16 protein-coding genes and 1 riboswitch are annotated in these 16,832 nt (G+C 53.9%); of the genes, 11 read left to right on the forward strand and 5 right to left on the reverse strand.

Annotated features, from left to right (window positions below):
- Nucleotides 1–270 precede the first annotated feature (270 nt).
- A complete protein-coding gene (locus ACUN8H_RS07660) occupies nt 271–1,752 on the forward strand; it encodes a circularly permuted type 2 ATP-grasp protein (protein WP_445531558.1) in 1,482 nt (493 codons plus the stop codon).
- 4 nt (nt 1,753–1,756) lie between these two features.
- Entirely contained in the window at nt 1,757–2,767 is a 1,011-nt protein-coding gene (locus ACUN8H_RS07665; RefSeq protein WP_445531559.1) for an alpha-E domain-containing protein, read from the forward strand.
- 4 nt (nt 2,768–2,771) lie between these two features.
- On the opposite strand, the gene ACUN8H_RS07670 is transcribed toward ACUN8H_RS07665, so the two are convergent.
- Nucleotides 2,772–3,827, reverse strand: coding sequence for a zinc-binding metallopeptidase family protein (locus ACUN8H_RS07670; protein WP_445531560.1), 1,056 nt, complete (start codon nt 3,825–3,827; stop codon nt 2,772–2,774).
- A 279-nt stretch (nt 3,828–4,106) separates the two neighbouring features.
- Between ACUN8H_RS07670 and ACUN8H_RS07675 the strand changes: the two genes are divergently transcribed.
- Entirely contained in the window at nt 4,107–5,606 is a 1,500-nt protein-coding gene (locus ACUN8H_RS07675) for a CoA-acylating methylmalonate-semialdehyde dehydrogenase (RefSeq protein ID WP_445531561.1), read from the forward strand.
- 77 nt (nt 5,607–5,683) lie between these two features.
- On the opposite strand, the gene ACUN8H_RS07680 is transcribed toward ACUN8H_RS07675, so the two are convergent.
- A complete protein-coding gene (locus tag ACUN8H_RS07680) occupies nt 5,684–6,376 on the reverse strand; it encodes a hypothetical protein (RefSeq protein WP_445531562.1) in 693 nt (230 codons plus the stop codon).
- Nucleotides 6,377–6,553: 177 nt separating this feature from the next.
- Here ACUN8H_RS07680 and ACUN8H_RS07685 point away from each other — a divergent pair, with 177 nt between their 5' ends.
- The 7 genes from ACUN8H_RS07685 (at nt 6,554) to ACUN8H_RS07715 (ending at nt 14,291) form a co-directional block, all read left to right on the forward strand.
- Nucleotides 6,554–7,156, forward strand: a complete 603-nt coding sequence (locus ACUN8H_RS07685; RefSeq protein WP_445531563.1) for a peroxidase-related enzyme — start codon at nt 6,554–6,556, stop codon at nt 7,154–7,156.
- Between the two features lie 43 nt (nt 7,157–7,199).
- A riboswitch (TPP riboswitch) is annotated at nt 7,200–7,307 on the forward strand.
- Entirely contained in the window at nt 7,297–8,676 is a 1,380-nt protein-coding gene (locus ACUN8H_RS07690; protein WP_445531564.1) for a sodium:solute symporter, read from the forward strand. It overlaps the preceding riboswitch by 11 nt.
- 85 nt (nt 8,677–8,761) lie before the next feature.
- Nucleotides 8,762–10,186, forward strand: coding sequence for a diguanylate cyclase domain-containing protein (locus tag ACUN8H_RS07695; protein ID WP_445531565.1), 1,425 nt, complete (start codon nt 8,762–8,764; stop codon nt 10,184–10,186).
- 43 nt (nt 10,187–10,229) lie between these two features.
- Nucleotides 10,230–11,198: a magnesium transporter CorA family protein gene (locus ACUN8H_RS07700; RefSeq protein WP_445531566.1), complete on the forward strand. Its 969-nt coding sequence runs from the start codon at nt 10,230–10,232 to the stop codon at nt 11,196–11,198.
- Between the two features lie 124 nt (nt 11,199–11,322).
- Nucleotides 11,323–11,901, forward strand: coding sequence for an NnrU family protein (locus tag ACUN8H_RS07705; RefSeq protein WP_445531567.1), 579 nt, complete (start codon nt 11,323–11,325; stop codon nt 11,899–11,901).
- 135 nt (nt 11,902–12,036) lie between these two features.
- On the forward strand, nt 12,037–13,227 hold the full coding sequence (locus ACUN8H_RS07710) for a zinc-binding dehydrogenase (RefSeq protein WP_445531568.1): 1,191 nt from the start codon (nt 12,037–12,039) through the stop codon (nt 13,225–13,227).
- 26 nt (nt 13,228–13,253) lie between these two features.
- Nucleotides 13,254–14,291, forward strand: coding sequence for a proline racemase family protein (locus ACUN8H_RS07715; protein ID WP_445531725.1), 1,038 nt, complete (start codon nt 13,254–13,256; stop codon nt 14,289–14,291).
- On the opposite strand, the gene ACUN8H_RS07720 is transcribed toward ACUN8H_RS07715, so the two are convergent.
- From ACUN8H_RS07720 to ACUN8H_RS07730, 3 genes are all read right to left on the reverse strand, one after another.
- Entirely contained in the window at nt 14,288–14,479 is a 192-nt protein-coding gene (locus ACUN8H_RS07720) for a DUF1289 domain-containing protein (RefSeq protein ID WP_445531569.1), read from the reverse strand. The two genes, ACUN8H_RS07715 and ACUN8H_RS07720, sit on opposite strands and share 4 nt — an antisense overlap.
- Nucleotides 14,479–14,895: an alternative ribosome rescue aminoacyl-tRNA hydrolase ArfB gene (gene arfB, locus ACUN8H_RS07725; protein WP_445531570.1), complete on the reverse strand. Its 417-nt coding sequence runs from the start codon at nt 14,893–14,895 to the stop codon at nt 14,479–14,481. The genes ACUN8H_RS07720 and arfB overlap by 1 nt, the downstream gene beginning before the upstream one ends.
- Nucleotides 14,896–14,992: 97 nt before the next feature.
- Nucleotides 14,993–15,940, reverse strand: a complete 948-nt coding sequence (locus tag ACUN8H_RS07730; RefSeq protein ID WP_445531571.1) for a D-2-hydroxyacid dehydrogenase family protein — start codon at nt 15,938–15,940, stop codon at nt 14,993–14,995.
- A 134-nt stretch (nt 15,941–16,074) separates the two neighbouring features.
- On the opposite strand from ACUN8H_RS07730, the gene ACUN8H_RS07735 reads away from it, so the two are divergent.
- The gene (locus ACUN8H_RS07735; protein WP_445531572.1) at nt 16,075–16,689 is read left to right on the forward strand and encodes a flavin reductase family protein; all 615 of its coding nucleotides are present in this window, start codon (nt 16,075–16,077) and stop codon (nt 16,687–16,689) included.
- Nucleotides 16,690–16,832: the final 143 nt, after the last annotated feature.

A 16,832-nucleotide genomic window follows, 5' to 3' on the forward strand; every position in this document is an offset into this window, starting at 1 on the left:
TGCAGCCGCTATCTTAAGTAAGGCGTTTAACTAAAGTGGAAATAGCCTTGTGCACCATTTTGGCTCTCTTTGTTCGCACCAAAAGTGGGCATTAACGCATGTTAAGTCGCCCTAAAACCCCGCCAAGTAGCATTTGAGTAAGCAAACGTTGAAATATCGCAAAAGATGGTACGTATTTTGCTCTCAATTGTTGGATTGTTTTGCGCGCGGCAGGCCTACACTGAGCATTGAGGAAGTTGCCGCTTCCACCCCAGCGCCAGGAGAGCGCCCATGAGCCAAGTGAATTGGAATAACTATGCGTGTCGTGACTTTTACGACGAGCTGATGGCAGCACCCGGTCAGCCACGCGAGTCAGCGGGTGAATTGTGCAACATGTTGGCAAGGTTTAGCGCAGAAGAGTTAGCAGAGCGGAAAACCGCGGCGGAGATCGCGATCCGTACCATGGGGATTACGTTCACCGTTTACTCTGAAGGTGCCATGATCGATCGTGCTTGGCCATTTGATATTGTGCCGCGCATTATTCCGGCCAGTGAGTGGCGTAAAACAGAGGCGGGGCTCAAGCAGCGCGTTCAGGCGCTCAATTTATTTATTGATGACCTTTACCACGACCAAAAAGTCATTAAAGACAAAGTACTTCCTGCGGAGGTACTGGCGCAGTCGGTCAATTTTCGCCCCCAGTGCGTTGGCATTAACCCACCGCATGGCGTGTGGGCGCATGTATGCGGGTCAGACTTAGTGCGCGATGGCGACGGTACCCTCTACGTGCTTGAGGACAATTTACGCATTCCTTCCGGCGTCTCTTACATGCTGGAAAACCGCAACGTCACTAAGCGAGTGCTGCCGGAGCTATTTGCCTCGGGCAAGATTCTGCCCGTTGATGATTACGTGGCACAGCTTTACGACATGCTAGCCGCAATGTCGCCCCGCCCCGGCGACGATCCACAGATCGTCGTGTTGACCCCAGGGATCTATAACTCGGCCTACTTCGAGCACGCCTACTTGGCCCAGCAGATGGGCGTAGAGCTGGTGCAGGGGAGCGACCTGCTAGTCGATGATGATGACGTCGTTTACATGCGCACCGTGGCAGGACTGCGCCGGGTAGATGTCATTTATCGCCGCGTGGACGATGAGTTTATAGACCCGGAAGCGTTTAATCCTGAATCCATGCTGGGCGTGGCGGGCCTGATGCGCGCCTGGCGGGCAGGTAACGTAGCGCTGGCCAATGCGCCCGGCGCTGGGGTCGCCGATGACAAGGTCGTCTATGCATTCGTGCCGGCGCTGATTCGTTACTATCTTGATCAGGAGCCGCTGCTGCCTAACGTGCCGAGCTACCTGTGCATGTTCGACGATGACCGCCGTTATGTGCTCGATCATTTGGATGAACTGGTGGTAAAACCAGCCAATGAGTCCGGTGGCTACGGCATGTTGATTGGCCCACGCTCAACCAAAGAGACCCGTGAAGAGTTTACCCGCTTGATCAAGGCCAACCCGCGCAATTATATGGCCCAGCCGACGTTGGCGCTTTCTACGACGCCGACGCTTGCCAATGGGTTACCGCAGCCACGCCACGTAGACCTTCGGCCTTTTATACTCTCTGGGCCTGAAATTCATGTTACGACCGGAGGGCTGACACGGGTAGCGCTCATTGAGGGCTCATTGGTAGTGAACTCATCGCAAGGTGGCGGCAGTAAAGATACCTGGATCGTGGAAACCGATGACAAGGCGGCAGCGGCCGCGGTGAAAGGAGCCTAATGCCATGCTGTCACGCGTTGCTGAAAACCTCTATTGGATGGCACGTTATATTGAGCGCGCGGAAGATACCGCGCGCCTGTTGAGTGTTAACAGCCATCTCATGCTCGATTTACCCGGCCGCCTACCACTTGGCTGGGCGCCGCTGATTGAAATGACCGGGAGTTTGGAGACGTTTAGATCTCGTCACCTTGATTTTGATGAACGCAACGTGGTGCATTTTTTATGTGCTGACCCCGACAACGATATTTCCATCATCTCCGCGCTCGCGAGTGCCCGCGAGAACCTGAGAACGACCCGTGATGTCGTGCCCAGAGAGATTTGGGAAGAGGTCAATCAGCTCTATTTGAGCGTTGCTGATCATGCTGAAAATGGCGTTAGCCCACGTCGTCGCGATAGCTTTCTCAAGAGCGTGATTCGCGGTTGCCAAGCGTTAACGGGCCTCATTGAAGGGACGTTGAGCCACGGGCCGGCGCGTACCTTTATTGAATTAGGGCGTCAGTTAGAGCGGGCCGATATGACCACTCGTATCGTCGATGTGCGCTCCGCCAGCCTGTTGCCGCAAAACCCTGAGGAGCTGTTGCCGTTTGAAAACTTGCAGTGGATGAGCGTGCTGAAATCTCTCACGGCTTATCAAATGTATCGCCAACAGGTGCGTTTACGCGTGCGGGGCCCCGATGTACTGCGCTTTTTACTTCAAGACCCCAATCTGCCACGCTCGATTGCCTGTAGTCTTGAGACCCTGGGTCATGAGCTGACGCTACTTCCCCGCCAAGACCGACCCGCAGCGACGGTTTCGCTGGTGCGCGCAGACGTTGTAGATGCCGATATCCAAGCCCTTGCGCATTCACCCAGTAAGCTGCATGCGTTTATTGATGAATTGCAGATAGGCTTTGCCGCGATTCACGATACGCTGAGCGCTACCTACTTCGTGAATGACGACAGTGTGCCCCGCGTGACACAGACCCAAAGTCAGAGCCAGAGCCAGAGCCACGCGGGGGACAACGATAACGACTGATAGATTAACGCGCCACGGGACTGGCGGCCTGGATCAATTGATGCAGGTACGCCAGCTTCTCACGCACGGCGGGAGCGAGCACCGCCGGTGCTAGGTCGAGCAACCCCATATCTCGGTTAAGTTCATTCACCGCCAGGCCTACCTGATGAAAAGCGATCAGCATGCTATCCAGGCTGCCATCGTATTCAACATGGGTAATGCCTATATGCAGTGCGGTATCCAGCACGGCGACCATGTCCAGGTAATAAGCAAACGTTTCGGCGAAATCCTCCCAAGGGTGCATGGTGGCATAAGCGGAAATGAACCGCTCGGGCCAGTCGCGGGGAGCCCCCTGTTGGTAGTAACGCTCCAGCGCTTCGGCATAGCTTGGTCGATGATGGTTGCCAAACACTGCGCGGCAGGCCTCTTCATCACGGTTCTTGACCAGTACATCCCAGTAGTAGTGGCCAATTTCGTGACGGAAATGCCCAATGAGGGTGCGGTGGGATTCGTTCATATCGACGCGCAAGCGTTCACGTTCAACGTCATCGGCTTCTTTGACGTTAATGGTGATATGGCCCGAGGCGTGGCCGGTATACACCTTTTCCTGCTTGGCAGTGGAGCGCCATAAGCCTTGGTCGGGCAGGGCATCGGCCATAAACGAAAAGCTTAACGGTACGGCAATTGCGTCCTCTTGAGTGCCGTGCGGCAGCTTGAGCAAATCAAGTGTATGAAATAACCGCCGCTTTGCAGCCTCAAGCGCCGCCCAACGTTCGCGGTGGCCTTCAATATTGAGGTCAGGAATTACCTCGTTATATCGGCAGCAGTCGCATAACGCATTCGCTTGGCCGTGCTCCATCACCACCGTACGGTTACAGACATTCTCCACGATGTAATTGTGGCACTTCATCAGTGCCGTATCGCAATCTGGGTGCGTACAGCGATAGCCACCGCTGTCCAGGGGCTCAAGCGCAACGATATTACGACAGGCGGGGCACCAGCCCACCTCTGATTGGCAGGTGAGGCAGTGAGTGTTTTCATAAAAAAGAGGATTGCCACAGCGGCAGCTGAAAGTCTGCATCATTAATTCCCTGTGTTAAAACACGTCATGCTTAGCGTTTGCCCTCAGCGGCCCGATAAAAACCAAGTTGCCTCTGGTTAGCCGCAGCATAGCCAGCACCGCGTCACAATGGAAAGGCTAATTGACGCCATGCGACAGATTTTGTTTACTCATAAGCTACCTGGTTGACGTTAACGTCAACTTGCTGCTATACCCTGTGTTCTTGCCCGTCAGCGGTGCGCAGGCAATTACTGCTTTATGACCGCCATAACAATCACAACCATCAACAGGAGCAACGCTATGTCCGTTCGCGAAATTCCCATGTATATAGACGGCCAGCCCGTGCAGTCACAAAGCCAGGAGTGGCGCGATGTCGTTAACCCCGCCACACAAGAAGTGGTGGCGCGGGTGCCATTTTGTACCTCCGACGAAGTGGAACGTGCCATCAGCAGTGCCAAAGAAGCGTTCAAAGAGTGGCGCAAGGTGCCGCTTGGCAAACGCATGCGCATCATGCTCAAGCTTCAGGCGCTCATTCGTGACAATACAGCCGAGCTCGCGGCACTGATTACCGAAGAGCATGGCAAAACCTTGCCAGACGCGGAGGGTGAGGTGGGCCGCGGTTTGGAAGTGGTAGAGCACGCCTGCTCGATTACCTCGCTGCAGTTAGGTGAGCTGGCTGAAAATGCTGCTAATGAGGTGGATGTTTACACCATGCACCAACCGCTGGGCGTGGGCGCAGGCATTACCGCGTTTAACTTCCCCATTATGTTGCCCTGCTTTATGTTTCCGCTGGCCATTGCCACCGGCAATACCTTTGTTCTTAAACCCTCCGAGCAAGACCCTAGCTCCACGATGCGCTTGGTTGAGTTGGCGCATGAAGCAGGCGTCCCGCCCGGTGTGCTAAACGTGGTACATGGCGGGCCGGATGTGGCCAATCAAATCGCCGACCATCAGGATATCAAAGCGCTCTCGTTCATTGGCTCTACTCATGTGGGGTCATTGCTTTATAACCGTGCGGCAGCAGCGGGCAAGCGCATGCAGGCGATGATGGGGGCCAAGAACCACTGTGTGATCATGCCCGATGCGAACCGTAGCCAGGCGATCAATAACCTGCTGGGCTCCGCCTTTGGGGCCGCCGGGCAGCGCTGTATGGCGAACTCAGTAGTGGTGCTGGTGGGGGAAGCTCGGGAGTGGTTGAGCGATATCGTTGAGGCGGCCGAGCAGATGAAAGTTGGGCCCGGCACGCAGTTAGATGCCGATTTAGGGCCGCTGGTGTCGCCGTCGGCGCGTGATCGTGTCCTGCGGTTAATCGATGCGGGCGAAAAAGAGGGCGCCAAGCTGATGGTGGATGGTCGCAACGTACAAGTGGACGGCTACCCCAACGGTAACTTCGTGGGCCCTACTCTATTCGCTGATGTGACCGCAGACATGACCATTTATCGTGAGGAAATTTTTGGGCCTGTGTTGTGTGTCGTGAGTGTTGAAACGCTTGATGAGGCCATTGCCTTTATCAATGACAACCCCAACGGTAATGGCACGTCTATCTTTACTAACTCGGGCTGGATCGCACGCCGCTTCGAAACCGATATCGAGGTGGGGCAAATCGGCATTAACGTGCCGATTCCCGTGCCGGTTGCTTACTTTAGCTTCACCGGTTCGCGGGCATCAAAGCTGGGGGACTTAGGGCCCAATGGCAAACAGGCGATCGCTTTCTGGACGCAAACGAAAACCGTAACGGCTCGGTGGTTTGAACCGGAGAATGTTTCTAGTGGCATCAATAGCACTATTTCACTGGGTTAACGAGCGCTTCCTGCTTTAACGAAAATTGGCCCTGCTTTATGCAGGGCCAAGTGGCGAAGTGTACTGGCTGTTGTCGCTTAAAAATTATCGAATAGAGGCAAGCTCTCTTCGAGCAACTGCTCGATGGGGCCGAGCTGGCTTTCATGCAACACTAATAGCGACTCCTCCTTTATGAAGTTTTCAGCGGGCGGCACCAGCAGCGCGAATTCGCCCTCTTCGAGGTGAAATTCATGTATCTCGCGCATGCCAAGTGGGGTAGTGCACTGCGCGCAGCGATAAGTGTCATCTTCGCCATAAACGAGGCGGTGGTACATTTTAAACAGGGTGTACAAGGCCAGGCCGCCTTCAAATGCAGGCCAGCGTGCTGGGGTGTCGCGAATGTCGTTGGTGAGGTCTTGCCCCTCCGCTTCTGCCTCTGCAATAGCATCATCTAATGGGGTAGCCAGAATGGCGGTTCTGTCTGCGGGAAGTGGTGTATTGTGCTTGGAGGCGTGTTCAAAATCCTGCACTGCACGCTTGAAATCAGCGATACCAGAAAGGGGGTAGTCGACATGTTGCAGGTCTTTAGGATCAAAGCCTCCATTCTCCCAGCCATGGATGACCCGTAATGTCATTTGCCCCCGCGTCATTGGGCGGGCCAGCAACATATGCAGCATGATGCGAATATGCAGCTGGCGCTCGTCGGTGTCATTTTTAAATGCTTGGTAGGGGTCCGCAAAAAGCTCGTTTAGGCGACCGGGGGTATGTTCCTTGGCTTCGTTATAACTCATGACAGTGTCCCTTTGAACGAGCTGTTTATTGAGAGCAGTGGGCAATGTTTATCAAAGATCAATAGTGCAGTATGGCGAGCAGAGTCGCTAATTAAAAGTTACTTAAGTTGGCGTTTTGTTACGTAATGACTAAGTCGTTTTGGTGAGATGGTTAAACTAAATAATAAAGAGGTGATTATGTCTGCTCAACTAAGCCGTTTTAACGTACCGGAAACGTTAAATGATCTACCCGATGATATTCGCACTACTATATTGGCCGTTCAGGAAAAAGCAGGCTTTGTGCCGAATGTGTTTTTAATGCTGGCGCATCGCCCCGATGAGTTTCGTGCTTTCTTCGCCTATCACGATGCGCTCATGGAACGTGAGTCGGACTCGCTTACCAAAGCCGAGAAAGAGATGATCGTGGTGGCTACCAGTGCACGTAATCGTTGCTTGTATTGCGTGGTGGCCCATGGGGCTCTCGTGCGTATTTACAGTAAAGATCCGCTGCTAGCGGATCAGGTCGCGATTAATTACCGTGTTGCACCCATCAGTGAGCGCCACCGAGTCATGCTCGACTTTGCCATGTACTGTGGCATTGATGTTGGTGAAATGACCGATGAGTGGCTTGCTCGCCTGCAGGCGGTAGGCTTTAGCCACGAAGACTGCTGGGACATCGGTGCCATAGCGGCGTTTTTTGGAATGTCCAACCGTTTGGTCACACTGGCAGGCACGCCACCCAATGAGGAATTCTATCTGATGGGGCGTGTGCCACGTGAAAGGGCCGCTAACACACCTTAAACTTTACTAAGGTGCTTTTTTGGTTGACGATAGCGCCTTCATTCACTGTCGCCAGGGGAGCCCTGCTTGAGCGGGCTGAGAATGCGCACTGCGCAGACCCTGGAACCTGATCCGGTTCGTACCGGCGGAGGAAGTGCGACATGCTATACCTGACGTCAGCCGTGCTCGGCGCGGCGCTATGCTGCTTTGCTTTTTTGGGCCTACGGGCTCGCTGGGTGGATGGCCCAGTGGACGATTACGTTACCGCCCGCAATTCTCAAACGGCTTCGACCCTAGGACTTTCCTTTCTTGCCTCCGGTATGGGCGCTTGGATTCTATTTGCCCCTCCCGAAATTGGCGCCTTCGTTGGTCCTCTCGCGTTGGCGGGCTATGCGCTGGGATCCGCACTACCGTTTATTGTCTTAGGGCTGTATGGTCCCAAAATTCGCCGTGCCTTGCCGGAAGGGCGTAGCATCGGCGAATTCGCTGGCGCTTGCTATGGTCCAGGTGTTAGACGCTGGGTAACGCTGGTGTCGGTTGGCTATATGGCCTGCTTTTTGGCCGCTGAGTTAACCGCCATTGGCGCAATCACCGCACTGTTGTCAGAGGTGCCACCCGCACTGGTCATTATTGGCGTTGCCCTCACCACACTACTCTATACGGCGGTGGGCGGCTTGCGCGCCAGCCTTGCCACAGACCGATGGCAAGCGTGGCTATTGCTGGCGCTGCTAATCGCGGTGGCGGGCGTTACGTTCTGGCGCCTGCCGTCACTGCCTAGCCAGGTAGCGATGCCTTCCCTTCCGGTGACCAGTGCGCTCAGCGTTGCCTTGACGCTGGTGATTGCCGTCACCGCAGCGAACCTCTTCCATCAGGGATATTGGCAGCGTGTATGGGCGGCGCGGGATGAACAAAGCTTGGGTCGCGGCGCCTGGTTAGGCGGTGGTATGACGGTCGTCGTCGTCATGCTGATTGGCGGTCTGGGCATGTTAGCGGCAATGAGCGGCGTTGCACTTGGCGAGCCGCCGATGCCCTTTTTCGCGCTGCTAATGGAAGCGCCCGCGTGGCTGACCTTACCCGCCCTAGTGCTTGCGGTGACCTTGGTGGCCTCCAGTGTGGATACGCTTCAAAACGGCATTGCGTCGCTTGTCGTTGCCCGCAGTGAACAGCAGGGGGTGTCACTGGCCGCGGCCCGCTGGGTCACCATTGCGGTGATGGTTCCGGTGGTCGTGATTGCGTTACAGGGGCTGTCGGTACTGCGGCTGTTTCTGATTGCTGACTTGCTGTGTGCCGCTATTGTGGTGCCTGTTCTGTTAGGCCTGTGGCATCGAATGACCTCAATGTCGGCTATTGCGGGAGGCATGGCAGGTTTAGTGGGCGCCATTATCCCTGGGTGGTTAAGCCAAGGAAGCCTCGCCGCGGGCGTGGTAACGGCCAGTTTTCCAGGCAGTATTCCCACACTGGGGCCGTTTGTTGGCGCGATAGTCGCCTCAACATTGGTGAGTGTTTTGCTCGCGAGTATAACGAAAAGCAGTAAGTGCTAAGCAACCAAGCAATCAGTACTAAGCAGTAACGTGCTGCTCGCGTTATGCTGATAGCTCTACACCTACCGCAATTGGTGAAACAACCATGAGCTACCCAATCGCACTTAATGAAGAGGCACGCTTAGCCGCTCTTTATGAGCTTGAACTGTTAGACACCCCAGATGAACCTGCGTTTGACCGTGTCACCAGGCTGGTCACTCAGCTGCTGAACGTGCCGATCTCAACCATTACGCTGATTGATGCCGAACGTCAGTGGATCAAGTCTCGTGTGGGCGTTGAAACGCGCGAGACAGGTCGTGATGTCGCGTTTTGCGCTTACACCGTCATGGCCCCTGAACCGTTGATCGTTGAAGATGCACGCCAGGATCCGCGCTTTGCCAATAATCCCTATGTCATTGACCCAGAAGGTATTCGCTTTTATGCGGGTATCCCACTGTGCACGTCGACGGGCCTTGCATTAGGGTCGCTCTGCGCGATTGACCGAAAACCACGAGTGCTGCAGGATCAGGAGTTGGCGGCATTGCAGGACTTGGCCGCCATCGTAACGGACGAAATTCGCCTTCGCGAGCGGTTGGCGCGGGAACGCAAGAATGCACAGGCTTCGCAGCGGGCATTAAACGAGCTTCATCGCAGCATGGAGTGCCAAATTGAGCGGCGCACAAACGAGCTCAATCTGGTCATAGAATCCGCCTACGATGCCTATATTAGTATCGATACACAGGGCATTATTCTCGATTGGAATCGCGCGGCAGAGCTCATGTTCGGTTGGCCACGTAAAGCGGCGCTGGCAAGACCTATCACGCAGCTGCTCTTCCCCACAGGGTTGCCAACCGAATCTGATCAAGCACCTGTCATGTATAGCGCGCGGCGCGAGGATGGCAGCGACCTGCCCGTCGAGATTCGGATAAAGACATTGATCATCGATGGCCGTGAGCGGCGGAGTCTGTTCATACATGATATTACCGAACGGCAGCAGCTAGAGCGTTTGCGCGATCAGCAGGCTCGTGAAGATGTGCTAACGAAACTGCCTAATCGGCGAGCGCTGGATGAACGCCTGCCGGAAGCGATGGCTCGCACGCGGCGTACTCAAAAACCCTTGACGGTTATGTTTCTGGACCTGGATGGCTTTAAAGCCATTAATGATGCCCATGGCCATGCTGCGGGAGACGAGCTGCTGCGCGCGATGGCTAAACGGTTGGTTAAGGCCGTTCGTGACACCGATTACATCGCGCGCTGGGCGGGGGACGAGTTTGTCTTATTATTAGAAGGTAGTGAACTCACGGCGATTGAGCCGTTAGCGAATAAGCTGGTTCACATCATTGAAGCGCCGTTTAACGTTGGCAAGGCAGTACTGACGGTGAGTGTCAGCATTGGCGTGGCAATGTACTTACCGGCAAGCGCTGAAACCGCCAACGAGCTGCTAAAGCGAGCCGATGTAGCCATGTATGATGCCAAGCGCTCTGGAAAAGCCCAGGTCCGTATTGCCCAGCCACTAGACAATACTTCTTAAGCCTCAAATACCTTTTAAGTCTCAAATACCTTCAAGGATGACGATGATTAGAGCCATTGTAACGACGCCTGATGGCGAGGTGCATGAGGGCGATGACCGCCTGTTATCGCTCTGGCACGCCACGCCGGGAAGCCATATCTGGATCGATATGCAGGGGGAAACGCAGGAGAGTGAGCGCACTATGTTGGAGGCGTTCGATTTTCATCCCATGGCGATTCAAGATGCTCATAAAGAGCGTCATCCGCCCAAAATAGAAGAGTTTGATAACCATACGCTGATTATTTACCGTGGCATCTCATCCTTCGATGCCGAGCTAAACTACCTCCCGCAACAGATCTGCTTCTTTGTGGGTGAGCGGTTTCTCGTCACGCTTCACCCTGGGCAAGCACTTTCGATTGAGCGGCTTTTTAAAGAGCAGGGTCAAAAGCTGCTGGCGCACTCACCGGAGCACGTGGCGCTGCGCGTCATGTACATTTCGGCGGGGTTTTATATCGATAGCCTGTTGGAGTTCGAAACGGCGTTAAGTGACCTTGAGGATGAGCTGCTAGTCAACGGGAATGACGTTCTGATGCGTAAAATCATCACCTACCGTTCTCGGCTAGTTAAGATGCGCCGCATTTTTAGCTATCACCAGGGGATTACTCAAGAGTTAACGGCCTATGACTATGCCCATTTACCCCGTGAAGAGAGTGAAACCCTGCATGCTATCAACGATGTAGCGGATCGCTTCGAGCGGCTCTATACGTTAACCCAGATGTACTACGATATTTGTGGCGACTTGATCGATGGTTATATCTCTATCTCGTCGCACCAATTAAATATCACCATGCGCGTGTTAACCGTTATTACAGCGATCTTTGTACCTCTGACGTTTATCGCCGGCATTTATGGTATGAACTTTGAGAATATGCCTGAACTGCGTTATGAATACGGCTACTTTTTTGTGTGGGGCGCCATGTTGGGAATTGGCGGTATCTTGATTTGGCTATTTAAGCGTAAACACTGGTTTTAGATGCTCCAGTTAACGAAAAGTTGACGCATGCGTAGGTGGTTGGTGGTCGTCTGTGGCATTCTCTCCAGCGACCAAGACTATAAGGCATCGAGCCGTCGACTAGCGTTTTACCAGGGAGTGTTTTATGACCATTATGATTATCGGGTTGGTGATTTTTTTTGCCAGCCACTCGGTGCGTATTTTTGCCGAAGACTGGCACCAGCAGCAGGTTGCCAAGTGGGGGGAAACCACCTGGAAAATAGCCTACTCAGCGGTTTCCTTGATTGGTTTGGCGATTGCCATTTACGGTTTTGGCCAGATGCGCCTAGACCCGATTTATGTCTGGAACCCTCCTATGGGCATGCGTCATGCAGTAGCACTACTCATGCTGCCAGCGTTTATTATGCTAGCGGCAGCGTTCATTCCGCATAACGCGATCAAGGCCAAACTTGGCCATCCGATGACGTTATCAGTAAAAATCTGGGCGTTTGCTCACCTGCTGACCAACGGGCGCTTAGGCGATATTATCTTTTTTGCTGCGTTTCTTGTCTGGGCCATCTTGGCATTCAAAGCCGCTAAAAAGCGTGATCGTTTAACACCCCCAACACCGGTTAGCACCACGAAGATGGCGACGCTTGCTACCGTGGTCATCGGGCTGGTGGCCTACGTCGTGTTTGCTCTCTATTTACATGCTGTGCTGATTGGCGTTCCTGTGTTTAGCTAACGCTCGCTGTTAGGTTACCGGGAGGTTGCGTGCCAAGCGTCACCGCCCATGCCGCTTACTTGGCTTTTGAGACTCAGTGAGAGTTTGTTATTGTCATTGACGTGTCAATACACTCTTATTTAGGAGCCAGCCCCCATGGCCGAAACTGCACACTCTGTGCCGACGACGATGGCCGCCATGCTTTTGACCGGACATGGTGATATCGAAAAACTGCAGTACCATCAGGATGTCGCTACGCCTCAGCCGAAGGCGGGCGAAGTGCTGGTGCAAGTGACGGCCACGGCAAAGAACAATACTGATCGAAAAGCACGTGAAGGCCTCTATCCCACCAAGGATAAAGGTGATGTCACGTCCTTTGCCATGGGCGGGACGCCAACGCTCACCTTCCCGCGTATTCAAGGCGCCGACGTGGCGGGCCGCATCGTGGCAGTTGGGGAGGGCGTTGACGCCGAACGCCTTGGCCAGCGTGGGCTGCTCGATTTTAATATCTACGCCGACGAGCGTCGAGACATTAACCTTACGCCTGACTACTACGGCCATGGCGCTGACGGCGGTTTTGCTGAGTACATCGCTGTTCCTGCTGACCAGTTCTACCACATCCCTAATCCGGAATTGCATGATGCAGAGCTTGCCTCGATGGGCATGTGCTCGTATCAAACTGCCTACCACATGATGACGGCCGCTCAGGTCAGTGCTGGCGAACGCATACTCGTCAGTGGTGCCAGCGGCGGTGTGGGCACTGCGTTGATTCAGCTCTGCCGCATTGTGGGCGCTATTCCTTATGCGGTCAGCCAGCTAGACAAAGCGGATGCCCTTAAAGCGCTGGGTGCCGAAGCGGTAATCGATCGTGGCGATTTGCCTACCTTTGTGGATCGCGTGCTGGAAACGACTGGCGGTAAACCGATTGATGCGGTGATGGATCTGGTCGGCGGTGAGATGACCAATCTCTTTATCGATACCATGATTGTCGATATGCAGGGGCGTAAAAGCTATCCGCGGCTGTCTATTGCTGGCGCTAGCGGCGGCAACCTCAGCGAGATCATGTGGACGCGTGTTTATCTCTATCAAGTGCAGATATTGGGTGTTTCCCATGGTACGCGGGAAGAGGCCGAGCAGCTGGTGGCATGGATTCGCAGTGGCGAATTGAAGCCGGTACTGCACGCGGCTTTCAAACTTTCCGATCTCCATGCCGCCGAACGCTATTTCGTCAACCGGGGCAGTAATTATCTGGGAAAAATTGTACTTGTGCCGGATGCCCAGTGGGCCTCTCACGGCGCCCCTTTTGCCCTTGAAAATACCTCTACCGCTGCTCAGGAGCACCGCTAGTGCATAACCTCCATAAAATCCAGCTAATGGATACCCACGCCGGTGGCGATGTTAGCCGTATTGTGACGGGCGGCATTGATATTTTGCCGGGTGCCACCGTGCGCGAACAGATGGAGTACTTGCGCGATGATGCTGACGGTTTACGCCGCCTGCTGCTGGAAGAGCCCTATGGCATTCCAGAAATGTCAGTGGATTTATTGGTTCCACCCAGCCACCCGGAGGCGGTAGCGGGCTATATCATTATGGAAGTGATGGGGTATCCCATTTACTCAGGCTCCAACACGCTGTGTACCGCAACGGCAGTACTGGAAAGCGGTATTGTGCCCAAGCAAGAAGGCATTCAGCGCTTTAAGCTGGAAGCGCCCGCAGGCTTAGTACAGATCGAAGCCAAGGTACATAACGGCGTGGTGGAGTCAGTCACCTGTGGCGGCTTGCCCAGCTATATCGATACCTATCGCGATACGATTCATGTGCCGGGTATTGGCGATGTCACCTACTCCATCGCCTATAGCGGCGGTTTTTACGCCTTAGTGGATGCCACGGAGTTGGGCTTTAAGCTCACGCGCGATGAAGAGCGCGCGCTTTCTGAGTGCGCCTACAAAATTGTCGAAGCCATCAAAGCGCAGCGAGGCTTTTCCCACTACACCCTGGGCGACGTAGGGCCACTGCCGTTTTTGCACTTCATGGGGCCTGAAGAGCAAGTGACGGAAGGTTATATACGCTCACGCTCGACCACCTATGTGCATCCAGGCGTTATTTGCCGGAGTACCACGGGAACAGGTACCTCGGCCCGATTGGCCTTGATGAACTATGAAGGGCGGCTGAAGATAGGCGATAAATTAGAGACGGTGTCACTACGTGAGACGGGATTTATCGGCACCTTTATTGGCACCCACCAAGAGGGCGCTTATCAGGTCGTGGAAAACACCATTACTGGTCGCAGCTATGTGCTGGCGCATTCGGATATTGTGATCAACTGCGATGACCCGATGGTGGCCTGTGGCGAACTGCATCATATATTGAGCGATCGTCATCAGCCTGCGACATTGCCATCAACCCCCTAGCTTTTGGAGGCATAGCCCTCGCTTTCTAGGCGTTCCCATACCGGGGCCTTTTCGGCCTCGGTCATACTTCCCCAGCCGGCGATTTCATCCAGCGTTCGACCACAGCCGTGGCAGACCGAGGTGGCAGGCTCAATCTTGCATATTTGCACACAGGGAGAGAGTGGGCGATTAGTGAGCGGTTTAGCCATCAAGAGGCCGACACCTTGCCGCGCAGTGATTTAATTTTGCCTTTACGTGTTTTGTGATCGACACGACGGCGCTGAGAGCCTTTGGTCGGCTTGGTGGGGCGGCGTACTTTTTGCTGTCTGGTGGCACTTTGAATTAGCTCTTTTAAACGTGCCAGTGCATCCTCTTTATTGAGTTCAAGCTTGCGATGGCTTTGGGCTTTAATAATCACCACGCCCTCTTTACTAATGCGCTGATCCGAGAGCGCCATTAAGCGCTCTTTATAATGTGGTGGCAGCGTAGAACTCAGAATATCAAAGCGCAGGTGAACTGCTGAGGCGACTTTGTTGACGTTCTGGCCGCCCGCCCCTTGGGCGCGAATCTGGCTGATATCGATCTCCCAGTCAGCCAAAGTAACGTTGCTAGAAATGGTGAGCATTAATGGTCCCTGTGTGACTCGTGAACCTACAAGGCTAGCACAATTGGCACAGAGGCGGTGGTCGTTAAGTACTTAACCCAAGCAGTAACGCCAGCTTTTAACTGGCTAGATTGGTCACTGGCTGACCATCGATATAGGCCAGCAGATTGCTAAACGCATCGCCAAAGTAGAGCTCGTAGCTATCTTTTTCCACATAGCCAAGGTGCGGTGTGGCTACTAGATTGGGCAGTGCCAACAGTGAATTTCCTAACACAGGTTCTGCATCAAAGACATCTAACGCCGCTTGGCCAGGCCGCCCGGCTTTGAGTGCTTGTTCAAGCGCCCCTGGTGCCACTAGCTGAGAACGGCTAGTGTTGACCAGAAGAGCTGTAGGCTTCATTTGAGCGAGGGATTCAGCGCTGACGATACCGCGGGTATCGTCATTTAAACGAAGGTGCAGGCTGAGTACATCCGCGCGCTGGAAAAAGTCTGTTTGGCTTTCGGCTACTTCGAGCCCAGCATCGGTAGCGCGCTGGCGGGTACCTTCACGTCCCCATACCAACACATTCATTTCAAATGCCTGACCATAGCGCGCCACTAGGCTGCCAATTTTTCCGTAACCGAAAATGCCTAAGGTGCGACCTTTGAGCCCCGTACCCAAGGTGCGCTGCCAACGGCCCGCTTTCAGGTTCTCAACCTCTGACGGTATATGGCGCATGGCGGCCAGCACCAATCCCCAGGTCAATTCGGCTGCGGCGTAGGGCGAGCCAGTGCCCGCCATCACGGTAACGCCGTGGCGGCGACAAGCCTCCATATTCACGTGTGCTGCACCGCCTCCGGTTTGGCTAATAACTTTCAGGTTGGGCAAGCGCTTCAGCAGCGCGGCGGTGATCGGGGTACGTTCACGAATCAGCACTAACGCCTCGGCATTCTGAAAACGCGCACTCAGCGCGTCCAGATCGGTTAGGGTGTCGTGATAGATCGTTACATCATGGCCTTCTAGCTGGTTGAAGGTGTCTAAACGGCGCACACAGTCTTGATAATCATCGGGAATAACAATCTTCATTGAATCGGTTCCTTAGCTGGGCAACGGTTATGTTTGTAAAACGCGGCTATGCTGGAAATGCTGTTATAAAGTGCTAATACGCTGAGAGAGTACCCTGAAAATACCACGCTTAAACCTGTTCCCTAGGAGCCAAAATGAGCGACTACCTATTAGATGAATCCTCCTTAAGCCCAGGCGTGATTTATCGCCTGTTATCCGGGACTGTTTGCCCACGGCCGATTGCCTGGGTGTCTACCCAGGATAAACGCGGCAATGCCAATTTAGCGCCGTTCTCTTTTTTTAATGTTGCCAGTGTAAACCCACCCGTGCTGGCGTTTTCACCACTGCTCAACGGTAGCGGTGAGCTTAAAGATACGGTGCGTAATTTAACTGACGTCGCGGAATGTGTTGTGCATGTGGGAAGCGAAGGCTTAATTGAAGCGCTCAATACCACCAGTGCCAGCCTTCCGCCGGAGCAAGACGAATTTTCCCTGGCCGGGCTGGAAAAGGCGGCGATGCCAGGCGTTAGCGTACCGCGAATTGCCAATGCGCCGGTGGCGTTTGGTTGCAAACTGTTCGACATGATTCGTTTTGGTGATCAACCCCTGGCAGGTACCTTGGTGCTGGCGCAGGTGATTTCCATTCATATTGATGATGCGCTTTGGGACGGCCGTCATGTGGATATGAATTTGCTCAAACCGGTTGGCCGTTTAGCAGGCAGTGATTACATTCGCATTAGCGATCGGTTTGCCATTGAACGACCTGATTAGCGCTGGCTTAATTCCACTAAGTATTTGATTAATATTTAAAAACTGGCTATTTTGCTAGCGTGGTTCTATGTAGTTACAGAACAGGCAACAATAATTACTTAGTCCTTAGCGATAATAAATCTTTAGTCGTATATTCTCCTGCC

It is taken from the genome of Vreelandella sp. V005, assembly GCF_052645115.1.